The organism is Kribbella sp. NPDC006257, assembly GCF_040613535.1.
GTDB lineage: Bacteria > Actinomycetota > Actinomycetes > Propionibacteriales > Kribbellaceae > Kribbella.
Genome location: NZ_JBEXSJ010000071.1, coordinates 1 through 10,892 on the forward strand (window position 1 = coordinate 1; position 10,892 = coordinate 10,892).

10 protein-coding genes are annotated in these 10,892 nt (G+C 68.6%); 7 read left to right on the plus strand and 3 right to left on the minus strand.

Annotated elements, in window-relative coordinates:
* The 3 genes from ABZ004_RS40270 to ABZ004_RS40280 form a co-directional block, all read left to right on the plus strand.
* Positions 1-313 (plus strand): SAV_6107 family HEPN domain-containing protein (locus tag ABZ004_RS40270; protein WP_355687559.1); only part of this gene is annotated, 313 nt, incomplete at its 5' end.
* Positions 314-891: 578 nt separating this feature from the next.
* Positions 892-1,638 (plus strand): methyltransferase domain-containing protein, encoded by a 747-nt coding sequence (locus ABZ004_RS40275; RefSeq protein ID WP_355687560.1) that lies wholly within the window; start codon positions 892-894, stop codon positions 1,636-1,638.
* Between the two features lie 661 nt (positions 1,639-2,299).
* The gene (locus tag ABZ004_RS40280; RefSeq protein WP_355687561.1) at positions 2,300-2,704 is read left to right on the plus strand and encodes a DUF3040 domain-containing protein; all 405 of its coding nucleotides are present in this window, start codon (positions 2,300-2,302) and stop codon (positions 2,702-2,704) included.
* 773 nt (positions 2,705-3,477) lie between these two features.
* On the opposite strand, the gene ABZ004_RS40285 is transcribed toward ABZ004_RS40280, so the two are convergent.
* The 3 genes from ABZ004_RS40285 to ABZ004_RS40295 are packed head-to-tail and all read right to left on the minus strand — an operon-like array spanning position 3,478 to position 8,104.
* Positions 3,478-5,847 carry a DUF3488 and transglutaminase-like domain-containing protein gene (locus ABZ004_RS40285; protein WP_355687562.1) on the minus strand — a complete coding sequence of 790 codons (2,370 nt, stop codon included), beginning with the start codon at positions 5,845-5,847 and terminating at the stop codon, positions 3,478-3,480.
* Positions 5,848-5,860: 13 nt separating this feature from the next.
* On the minus strand, positions 5,861-7,147 hold the full coding sequence (locus tag ABZ004_RS40290) for a DUF58 domain-containing protein (protein ID WP_355687564.1): 1,287 nt from the start codon (positions 7,145-7,147) through the stop codon (positions 5,861-5,863).
* Between the two features lie 3 nt (positions 7,148-7,150).
* Positions 7,151-8,104 (minus strand): AAA family ATPase, encoded by a 954-nt coding sequence (locus ABZ004_RS40295; protein ID WP_355687572.1) that lies wholly within the window; start codon positions 8,102-8,104, stop codon positions 7,151-7,153.
* A gap of 314 nt (positions 8,105-8,418) precedes the next feature.
* On the opposite strand from ABZ004_RS40295, the gene mraZ reads away from it, so the two are divergent.
* The 4 genes from mraZ to ABZ004_RS40315 all read left to right on the plus strand — a co-directional run.
* Positions 8,419-8,850 carry a division/cell wall cluster transcriptional repressor MraZ gene (mraZ, locus tag ABZ004_RS40300; RefSeq protein WP_355687566.1) on the plus strand — a complete coding sequence of 144 codons (432 nt, stop codon included), beginning with the start codon at positions 8,419-8,421 and terminating at the stop codon, positions 8,848-8,850.
* Positions 8,851-9,077: 227 nt separating this feature from the next.
* A complete protein-coding gene (gene rsmH, locus ABZ004_RS40305) occupies positions 9,078-10,112 on the plus strand; it encodes a 16S rRNA (cytosine(1402)-N(4))-methyltransferase RsmH (protein WP_355687568.1) in 1,035 nt (344 codons plus the stop codon).
* On the plus strand, positions 10,112-10,696 hold the full coding sequence (locus ABZ004_RS40310; protein WP_355687570.1) for a hypothetical protein: 585 nt from the start codon (positions 10,112-10,114) through the stop codon (positions 10,694-10,696). The genes rsmH and ABZ004_RS40310 overlap by 1 nt, the downstream gene beginning before the upstream one ends.
* A 4-nt stretch (positions 10,697-10,700) precedes the next feature.
* On the plus strand, positions 10,701-10,892 hold a 192-nt coding region (locus ABZ004_RS40315), incomplete at its 3' end, for a hypothetical protein (RefSeq protein ID WP_355687571.1).

The following is a 10,892-nucleotide window of genomic DNA, read 5'->3' on the forward strand; positions in this document are numbered from 1 at the left end:
CCTCGCCGTCCGGGCCCGCCGGGTCCGCTCCGGCCCGCGCCGCCGCGTCCAGCGCAACGCCTGGGTGCTCCTCGCCGAGGTCGCCCCCGAGTTCGGCGAATGGGCCACCTTCTTCGCCGCCGGCGCCGCCCAGCGCGCCGCCGCCGAAGCCGGCCTGGAACGAGCCGTCACCACCCGCGAGGCCGACGACCTGGTCCGCGCCGTCGAAACCTTCTACACCCTCGTCGAATCCAGCCTCCACCTCACCACCCAACCCACCCCCACCTTCGCCCCCGACTCAGTCCTCTCCCAACCCTGGATGCAAGCCAGCTAACCCCGGCCAGCTCCACCCCAGTCACGACCCCGCCCCATCCACACAGCCCCTGCGCAACCACGCAGGGGCTGTGTCGTTTCCACCCCTTGCCCGACCCCCGCCCCTACCTCCCACTCCACCCTCCGACCCCCCGCCAACCAACCGACGACCGTCCCACCCGACTTCGTGCCAGAGCTGACCACCTCCCAGCCCCACCGATCGCCAACCAAAGGCCCCCCAAAGGCCGCCCCCGCACGTGACCCATGTTTTCGACCCGGTCGCGCAGACCTGCGAGGTCTCCGCCGGTTGCTGGCGACTTTGTGCCTGGGTTGACTGTTTTCGGCGCGGCTGATGGTCAAACGGAGCACAGAGTGGGACGTGAACTGAGTGTTCGTCGTGCACGGTGGACGAGTGGCGCTCCGACCTCTCGTGCGAGCTGTGGTGGTTTGCGGCGTCGGTCGTCTGGCTGATTCGGCTGGGATGCGGGGCGTGGTTGTCGGGGGAGAGGTGTGGTGGGTTGTACGCCGTGGAGGGGATCCGAGGTGGTGGGAAGTAGGGTGTTGCTCGCAACGGGTTCGTAGCCGAGGAGGGCAATCAGGATGGTCGACCGACGTCGCCGCTCGGTACGTACGGCGCTGGTTGCCGAAGCCCTGCGGGTAGCACTGGCAGGCAGGGCGCGGATCGATCCCGGTGCGGGGTTGGACATCGTCGACCTCGGTGGCGGCACCGGCGGATTCGCCGTACCGCTTGCCGTCGAAGGTCATCGCGTGACTGTCGTCGACCCGAGTCCGGATGCATTGGCGTCGCTCGAGCGCCGCGCGAGTGATGAAGGTGTGAGCAAGCTCGTGCACGGCGTGCAAGGTGATGCCGCCGAGCTGCCTGGTCTCGCGGGCAAGTCGAGCGCTGACGCAGTGCTCTGTCACGGAGTGCTCGAAGTGGTCGACGATCCTGCTCAGGCATTGCAGGCAATGGCCTCTGTACTACGTGAGGGTGGCGTACTCAGCCTCTTGGTTGCCCAACGCAACGCTGTCGTACTGGCTCGCGCACTTGCCGGTCACCTCGCCGAAGCCAAGCTCGCCCTCCAGGACGCGGACGGCCGCTGGGGCCCGTCGGACCCGATGCCCCGCCGCTTCGACGAAGCCGGCATCACCGCACTTCTCGCCGAGGCCGGATTCATGGTCCACACCATCCACGGCGTCCGCACCTTCACCGACCTGGTCCCGTCCGCCTTCGTCGACTCCGAACCAGGCGCCGCCGAAGCCCTCGCCGACCTCGAACGCTCAGCCAGCCAACACCCAGCCTTCCGAGCCATAGCCACCCAACTCCACATCCTCGCCACCCGCTAGCCGCCTGCACCACCCGCCCCCGACCCGCCCGGCGACCCCCTGCGCCAACCCGGTGCCGCGCACTATCCGGCGACTTCCTGCACCAAACCGCCCCTCCGTGCCGCACCCGACGCTCACCGGCACCAGCCAGCCCCCGAACTTCCCCGGCGCCCTCCTGCACCAACAGGCGCCTCGAACTTCCCGCCGCTCTCCCGCGTTGGCCGCTGGCAGCATCCGCCGACTGAAGGCACCCGCTACTCCTACGGCAGCCACGTAGCTATTGCGCCGGTCGTTGACGTTTACGGCAGTCGTGAGCCTCTGTGCGCCAAGCGGTGAGTCTCTGTCGACCGGCGTCGTCGCGCGGATCGTGCGGCAAGGGGGGTTGGTTTGGGTGGCGGCGCTGGGTGGGGGTGTGGACGGAGAGGTGATGGGGGTGTTGGTTGCGGTGGGATGGCGGTTACCGCGTGTGGTGGGAGGGGCGGTAAGCGGGACGGGGTCGTGGGCGTGGTTGCGGAGGAAAGGGAGGGGTTTGAGGGGGAACGGACGGGAAAATGGGGTGGTTACGGTACGGAGTTGCCGGACCGTGACGCGCGGGACAGGCGGTCAGGGTTTCGTGGACCGCACCGGCGGCCTAGACTGGACTCGGCCTATCGAGATCGCGCTCACCATGGAGGGATCGACGGTGCCCCTCTCGGAAGAAGAGCAGCGCCAGTTCGAGCAGCTCGAACGCGCCCTCGCTGCGGAAGACCCCAAGTTCGTCTCCGCCATGCGAGGGACCAATGTGCGCTTGTACTACAAGCGCCGGGCAATTCTTGCCGGCGTCGGATTCGTGCTGGGCATCGTCATCTTGATGGCCGGCGCGATCATCCCCAACACCATCATCGGAGTCTTCGGCTTCGTCGTGATGGTCGCCTGCCTGTACATCGCTGCGCTGAGCATGAAGCGGATCAGCAACGCGGGCGACGCGGACGACATCCCGCCGCCTCCGTCGCAGTCCAAGCGGCACCGGACCAAACATGACTCGTCCGGCAGCTTCATGGAGCGGATGGAAGACCGCTGGCGCCGTCGCCGCGACGAGGACCTTTGACGCGTCCCTTGACGGGCTGAACCACTACCCCGACCACACCCACGCCTACGCGCCGGGTGTGGTTTTGGTTTGCCCGCCGCGCCTACCCATCAGGGCACACTTCCTTGCCCGTACGACGTACGCGAACCCGCGCCTCCAACCCCACCCGCAGCGCGCCCATTCGACGCAAGCATGCCCCCCAGATGGCCCACCGCACCTACCCCTTCGACTCGCCGATTTCCTCGCAAAAATCGGCGAGTCGAACCGGCAAGTCGAACACCGACGGCGAGTCGAACCGGCAAGTCGATGTCACACCGGCGAGTCGAGCCGGTAGGTGGGTTGGCGTCGGCGAGTCGAGCCGGTAAGTCGAGCGCCGTCGTCTGGTCGTGCCGGTAGGTCGACGTCACACCGGCGAGTCGAGCCGGTAGGTGGGGTGGGCGGGCATCGGCAAGTCGTGCCGGTAAGTCGAGCGCCGTCGCCGGGTCGTGCCGGTAAGCCGACGTCGCACCGGCGGGTCGAGCCGGTAGGCGGTTGGCGTCGGCGAGTCGTGCCGGTAAGCCGACGTTGCACCCGTGGGTCGAGACGGTGGATGGGTGGCGCTGGCGGATCGGTGGGGCAAACGTCGGTGGGTGAAGGTGGTGGGGTGGGGAGAGAGACCGTGGGTGAGGGGGAAGGCGTGGCTGCCCGGGGGCAGATGGGTGGGCTGGCTGGGCTGGGAGTGGCTGCTGTTGGGTGGGGAAAAGGGTAGGCCCCGTCGACCGGGGGCGACGGGGCCTGGGGAGGGGTGGGTGCTGCTAGTCGGCGTGGCGGCCTCGGCGGGGGAGGACGAGGGAGCGGAGGCGGGCTAGGGCTAGGTCGAATTCGTCTAGGAGGTCGGAGGCTTCGCTGCTGCCTCGGTTGAGGTACCAGCGCCAGGACGGTGGGAGGAGCCGGGCGCGCCAGCGGCGGACCAGTTTCGCCTGGGTCCACAGGGACTTGCGGACCGTGCGGGCGTCGGCGCGCAGGTCGATCTGGAGATCCCGGAGGCCGGCGTACCGGACTGCTTCCACTCCACGAGCGAGCCGGACCGCCGCAGCCTGCGCAACCTCGTCGGGGAGTTCGGAGACCAGCCAGTCGCCGAGTTGCCGAGGCGTAGCGGTGTCCGACCAGTCGAGGCCGAGGTCGCGCGTCGTGTCGCGGATCTCCGCCCACAACCCTTCTACTCCCGCGCGTCCAGGTGCCCGCGCGAACCGCTTGCGCCGCGTCAGCACCCGGATCAGCCAAGGAATGCAGAGCAACAGGATCACGCCGAGGGTGAGGCCGATCGCCTTGCCGCCGCCGTTGCTGAACCAGTTGCCGGTGTCGACCGCGCCGGCGCCGGAGGTGTCCGGTACGTCGCGCGGGTCGCGCGGCTTGCTGATGTCGGGGGTTTCCGAATCGCCCGGCGTGGTGACGGCCGTCGTCGGGGCGGTGCTCGGGGTGTTCGTGGTGACGCCGGTCGAGTCGGTCCAGTCCGGCGTCTTCGGGGCGCGGGCCGACGGGGTCGGCTCGAACCGGATCCAGCCGTAGCCCTGGAAGTAGAGCTCGGGCCACGCGTGCATGTCGTGCATCCGGACGACGTGTTCGCCGTTCTTGCCGGGCTGGCCGGGCAGGAAGCCGATCCCGACCCGGGCCGGGATGCCGACGATGCGGGCCATCAGCGCCATCCCGGTGGCGAACTGTTCGCAGTACCCGGACTTGTTCACGAGCAGGAAGTCGCTCAGCGCCTTCATCCCGCTGCCGTGGCCGTTCTCCGTGCTGTAGACGAAGTCGCCTTTCCGGAAGAAGGCCTGCAGTGCCGCGGCCTTCTCGAAATTGTTGCCCTGGGCACCCGACGTGACGTCCTGCGCGAGCTTCCTGATCTTCGGGTCGGTCCGCGGCGGAACGTCGCTGGTGAACTGGTCGGGCTCACCGCCGGAGTCGCTGTCGTGCAGCTGTTGCGCTGTCGGGTGCAGGTCGTACGTCGTCAGGCTGTACTTCTGGCCGCCGACGACCTGGCCGTTGGTGGAGACGACGTCGAGCGAGCTGGCGTCGTACTGCCAGCGGTTCTTCAGTGAGATCGAGTGCACCGGGTACGGCACCGGGGCGAACTGGGACCGGAAGATGCGCGACACGTCGATCTGCATCTTCGAGGTCGGCACCTTGCTCAGGTCGCCGCCGAATCCGGGCGGGCTGGTCAGGTCGCCGTTGCCGGTGATCTTGCGGCCGCCCTGCCGTGGCGAGATCCGCCAGGTGTTGCCGTCGAACAGGTCGAGCGCGGTGAGCCGCAGGTAGGTGCCTTCGGCCGGGCCGCCGGTGTAGGTCATCGCGGTGACGTTGTCGCCGCGCTTGAGGTTCTTGCCCATGTCGAGCATCGGGTCGGTCGCCGAGATGGACGCGCCGGATCCCACGCCGGTGCCCGCACCGGCCAGGCCGTTGCCGATGACACCTTCCGGCAGGGCGGGCAGCAACGCGGGGACCAGGGCCGCCAGGGCGACGACGCTGAGTCCGATCCGGCGGCCTGCCTGTCCGAGCGCCGACGCCTCGACCGGCTCCGCTGCGTCCAGGTGGGAGACACCGGAGATCCGGCGGCCCCATCTGCTCAGCCTGGTCCGGCCCTCGGCCGACAGCAGCACGATGTAGCCGATGGCCGGCGGGATGAACAGCAGCGCCGGCAATCCGCCGTGCACAGTGGCAGCAGGAACCGTATACATGGTCAGCAGCAACAGCCCGGCCCATGCAGCCTGCTTGAGCTGTACTGCGATCAGGTGGATCAGCAGCCCGGTCGCGGAGATCACCGAGATGGCGAACAACGTCAGGTGCGAGTCCGGCGGCAGTGGCGCACTGAAGCGATTGATCGAGTCCATCGCGTTGACCATCTGCTGGTTGAACTCGACGACCGTCTGCCGCCACGGGAGCAGGCCGAAGCGCAGCGTGTCTCGCAGGAAGAAGAAGGAGAGCAGCTCGACCAGTACGACGAGCTGCACGGCCGGTACGACGAAGCGCGGCACCCGCAGGTTCTGCAGGCCGATCCCGACGCCGGTGATGATCGCGCAGAAGATCGCACTGATGAAGAGGAACGGCCCCGAGAACACCGGGGTCAGGACGAGCGAGCCGAGGACGGTAGCTCCCCAGGCGGCGATCGAGATCCGCACGTGGCCGGTCATGGAAGCAACACCTTCACGCGATCCTTCCGCTCCGTAGTCCGAGGGTGGACCACACGGTCGGGAGATGGTCGCCGCGGTGGACTCTGGCTACCCGCCAGCCATTGCGGCGCAGTTCGTTCTCGGTTGCGTCGGTGACCGCGGTCAGCCGGGCGGCCTTCTCGGTACCTTCCGCACCCACCGACCAGCTTGCCGCATCGAGCAAGAGCGCCACTCCGGTCGCCTGGCTCGTCCGCCACCGGTTCAGCGAGGTGATGTCGTCGGAGCTGCAGGCGCCGACGATCGCGACCACCAGGCTGGGCTCCTGGATGTGCCGGTCGACGGTCAGCAGCGGACCGATCTCGGCGTACTTGTGTTCCTCCACCGTCGCGCACTCGGTCAGCAGTGCCTGGCTGGTCAGCGGCTGGTGCACTGCGTGCGAGCTGCGATGGCTGATCGCGGACAGCGTCGTCGGACCGCCCAGCAAGGTGGTGACGTAGCCGCGCCGGATTCGATCGGTACCGATCGACGCCGCAGCGCTGACCGCCCACTCCAGACTGGACGACGGCCCATGGCCGTGGTGCGAAATGGTGCGCGCGTCCAGGAAGATCGCACAACGACTCTGCCAAGGCTGCTCTTCGCGGCGAACCATCAGCGAGCCACGTCGCGCAGTGGAGCGCCAGTGCACCCGTCGCAGGTCGTCGCCGTCGCGGTACTCGCGAACCGTCGCGTCCTCTTCACCCGCCGACGCGATCGCGCGCGGCCGGTTCTCGCCCGAGCCGGCGCGGTCAGCACCGAGCCGGACCTCCGGCAACCGGTAGACCCGCGGCGTCACCAGGAGGTGCTGACTGCGGGTGAACGTCCGGCTGGTCTCGACCAACCCGAACGGGTCGGCCACGGTGAGCATCAGCGGCCCGACCTGGAACAACCCGCGGACGTCCGACTTCACGGGGTACGAGACCGTACGCCGCCAGTTCGGGCTGACGCGGTCGACGACGAACCGCGGCCGGTGCCCTAGTACATAAGGAATACGGTCCTCGAGCAAAAGGAGCCCCGCGGGCATCCGCCCCTGGTTGGTCAGCGTCAGCTCCACGGTCGCCGGCGTACCGACCGGAACCTGGTCAGGCGCGAGACTGCGCCGTACCTGCAAGCGCAGTCTGGTCCTGCCGACTACCAGCGCTGCCACGACCGGCAGCGCCACCAGGAGAATGCCGACGCGAAGTAGATCCTTCTGGCCGAGCAGTAGCGCACACAGTGATGCAGTGATCCCGGCTGCGACGAAGGCCCGCCCTCTGGTGGTGAGCCCGCGCAGTGCCTGCCGCATGTCTCAGTCCCGACGGTTGCGGGGGAGCGGCACGGTGGCCACGAGCCCGGAGATGATGTCGGCGGCACCACGTCCGCCGAGGTGAGCCTCGGCGGCCGGCAGCACCCGGTGGGCGAGCACTGGGACGGCGAGCTCCTGGATGTCGTCCGGCAGTACGAACTCACGGGCATCAAGAGCAGCAGCCGCCCGGGCAGCCCGGACCAGATGCAGGGTGGCGCGCGGGCTGGCGCCCAGCCGGAGCTCCTGCGACCGGCGAGTGGCACCGACCAGCGCCACGGCGTACTCCTTCACCGACTCCGACACGTGCACCGAGTGCACGGTCTTCACCAGGCGCAGGATCTGCTGGCCGTCGGTCACCGGCTGCAGGGTGAGCAGCGGCTCGGCGGCGGCGTGCCCGTCGAGCATCCGCAGCTCGGCGGCCGGCTCGGGGTAGCCCATCGAGAGCCGCGCCATGAAGCGGTCGCGCTGTGCTTCCGGCAGGGGATAGGTCCCCTCCATCTCGATCGGGTTCTGCGTCGCGATCACCATGAACGGCGCGTCCAGCTGGTACGTCGTGGTGTCGACGGTGACCTGGCGCTCCTCCATCGACTCCAGCAGTGCCGCCTGGGTCTTCGGTGACGCCCGGTTGATCTCGTCGCCGACGACGATGTTCGCGAACACCGCGCCGGGCTTGAACTCGAAGTCGCGGACCTCCTGGTTGAAGACCGACACGCCGGTGATGTCCGACGGCAGCAGGTCCGGCGTGAACTGGATCCGCCGCACGCTGCAGTCGATCGACTTCGCCAGTGCCTTCGCGAGCATCGTCTTACCGACGCCCGGCACGTCCTCGATCAGCAGATGTCCTTCGGCGAGCAGCACGGTGATGGCTACTTCGACCACATCGGGTTTGCCTTCGATCACAGTCTCGATGGCTCGGCGGACCCGTCCCGCCACCTCTGTCAGCTCGTCGAAATCCATGGCCGAGCTGGTCGCGGTGGTGCTCACCCTTGGTCCTCCCCTTTGGTTGTTGGCCGACTCATTCTGACCCGGGGTAGGGGTCGGGCCTAGATCCCCGTGCGTTTCGTTACCAGTCGTTTCGGAGTTCATCGAAATGGCCCTCACCCGCAGTTGCCGATCCGTGACCTCCAGCGTACGGCGCGCCGAAACACCGGCGCAGTGGAGCGAAGTTCATTGACGGTGGGGCAAAGTGGAGTAAGGTGGAGCGCAGTGGTACTGAAATGGTGGGAAAGAGTTCGACCTGAGACGGAGAGACCGCAACGGGGAGGTGAAATGTGTTCCTCGGAACGCACTTCCCCAAGCTCGACGACAAAGGTCGGCTGTTCCTGCCGGCGAAGTTCCGGGACGAGCTGTCGGAGGGCCTGGTGATCACTCGTGGGCAAGAGCGGTCGCTGTTCGTCTGGCCCGAAGCAGAGTTCGTCCAGCTGACCGAGCAGCTGAAGCAGGCTCCGATCACCAACAAAGGTGCCAGGGACTACCTGCGGATGTTGTTCGCCGGTGCCTCGAACGAGGTGCCGGACAAACAAGGCCGGGTCACCATCCCGCCGATGCTGCGCGATTACGCGGGACTGGATCGCGACTGTGTCGTCATCGGGGCGATGAACAGGGTGGAGATCTGGAACACGGAGAGCTGGAACCGGTACTCCGCGGAGCAGGAGCAGGCATTCGCCGACCTGTCCGAGGAGGTCCTGCCCGGCATCTTCTGACCACCGCAGCAGCCGGAGCGACAACCGTCCGGTGAGATCACGGGTCCGACTTCCGACCTCGGTGTTGGCGCCACTTCCCCGGCGCCAAGACAAGAGGTACTTCCCCGGAGGGCGTACCCGCGATCTGACCGGACGAACGCACCGCACACCGCCCCGCAGGACAGCACGGCAAGGCAGTCACAACCTGCGGGGGCAGGGTTCGCTCCCGCTGCTATCGAAGGGTCGAGATGAGCGGCGAAGAGCGTGGTGCGCGGGATGCGGAGGGCCGGGACGTCGCCGGTACGCCGACGCCCGAGCCGACGCCTGCCGATCGCCACGTTCCCGTGATGCTCGACCGGGTCGTCGCTCTGCTCGCACCCGCACTCCAGCACCCCGGCGCTGTTCTCGTCGACGCCACCCTCGGCCTCGGCGGACACTCCGAAGCCTTCCTGCGATCCTGCCCGCAAGCCCGCCTGATCGGGCTGGATCGCGATCCCGAAGCGCTCCGCCTGGCCGGCGAACGGCTCGCCCCGTACGCCGAACGCGTCACCCTCGTGCACGCCGTGTACGACGAACTGCCGCGCGTGCTCGCGGATCTCGGCGTCCCCGCGATCGACGGGATCCTGTTCGACCTCGGCGTCTCCTCGATGCAGCTGGACGAGGCCGACCGTGGTTTCGCCTACGCCCAGGACGCGCCGCTGGACATGCGGATGGACACCACCGCACCGACCACGGCCGCGGACATCCTGAACACCTACAGCGCGGCCGAGCTGGCCCGGATCCTGTTCCAGTACGGCGAGGAGAAGTTCTCCCGACGGATCGCGGACCGGATCGTCAAGGCCCGCGAGACCGAGCCGTTCACGAACAGCGCGCGGCTGTCCGAGCTGGTCCGCGACGCAATCCCGCAGGCGGCCCGGCGGACCGGGGGACACCCGGCCAAGCGGACCTTCCAGGCGTTGCGGATCGAGGTCAACGGCGAGCTGGAGGTCCTGCGGCGCGCGCTGCCCGCGGCGGTCGCGGCGCTCGCGCTGCACGGCCGGATCGTGGTGATGAGTTACCACTCGCTGGAGGACCGGATCGCCAAGCAGACGCTGGCGGCCGCGACCAAGACCGACGTGCCCGATGACCTGCCGGTGATTCCGGCCGGTCACGAGCCGTACCTGAAGTTGCTGACCCGGGGTGCCGAGCGGCCGACCGAGGAGGAGCTCGCGGAGAACCCGCGATCGGCCTCCGTTCGCGTGCGGGCGGCCGAACGTGTCCGGGAGAAGGGGCTGGTGGCTTGATGAGTACTGTGTTCAGCCCGCAGAAAGCGCGGGTCACGCCGGCTCCGGCGACCAAGCAGGAGCCGAAGCTGCGGGTCGTCTACGGTGCGCCGTTCCGGCCGCCGCGGATGCCGTTCGTCATCTTCGTGGTGGCGTTGCTCGCAGCCGGCCTGGTGGGACTGCTGCTGCTCAACACCGAGCTGCAGCGGGGCACCTTTCAGGTCACTGACCTGAACCAGCAGGCCGACCAGCTCCGGGACCAGCAGGAGCAGCTGGAACGTCAGGTACGCACGCTCGAGTCGCCGCAGAACCTGGCGGACCGGGCGTTGCTGATGGGCATGGTGCCGAACCAGAACCCGGTGTTCCTGCGGCTCTCGGACGGACGCGTACTCGGCGTACCGGCGGAAGCGAAGGCAGGGACCGGCAAGGCGATGTTCAGCCCCGACGCCCTGCCCAAGCCGCCCACCGTCGCCACGCCGCCGGCTGCCACCACGACCACACCACCCACCGGTACGACGAAGCCGCCCGCCGCCACCACCAAGCCGCCGGCCGGTACGACGAAGCCGCCGGTGACAACGGGGAACACCACGACCACCGGGGGATGATCGGATGACGGAGCGACGGGGCAGCGAACCGCCACGCAGACGCGGCGGTGAACCGGAGCGGGCAACCCCGCCCCGCAAGACACCGCCCCGTCGTCCGTCCAGCACCCAGGGCGACCGCCCCATCTCGAACAGCAAGGACGCCCCGCGACGCGCCCCTGGCGCGGGCGGGCGCGGGGCGCAGAGCGCCCGCACGCCC

Bases quoted from the DNA above. Each gene is read 5' to 3' on its own strand.
- ABZ004_RS40275 (WP_355687560.1), top strand. From the start codon at position 892: ATGGTCGACCGACGTCGCCGCTCGGTACGTACGGCGCTGGTTGCCGAA.
- rsmH (WP_355687568.1), top strand. From the start codon at position 9,078: ATGAGCGGCGAAGAGCGTGGTGCGCGGGATGCGGAGGGCCGGGACGTC.
- ABZ004_RS40295 (WP_355687572.1), bottom strand. From the start codon at position 8,104: ATGGATTTCGACGAGCTGACAGAGGTGGCGGGACGGGTCCGCCGAGCC.
- ABZ004_RS40285 (WP_355687562.1), bottom strand. From the start codon at position 5,847: ATGACCGGCCACGTGCGGATCTCGATCGCCGCCTGGGGAGCTACCGTC.
- ABZ004_RS40290 (WP_355687564.1), bottom strand. From the start codon at position 7,147: ATGCGGCAGGCACTGCGCGGGCTCACCACCAGAGGGCGGGCCTTCGTC.
- ABZ004_RS40310 (WP_355687570.1), top strand. From the start codon at position 10,112: ATGAGTACTGTGTTCAGCCCGCAGAAAGCGCGGGTCACGCCGGCTCCG.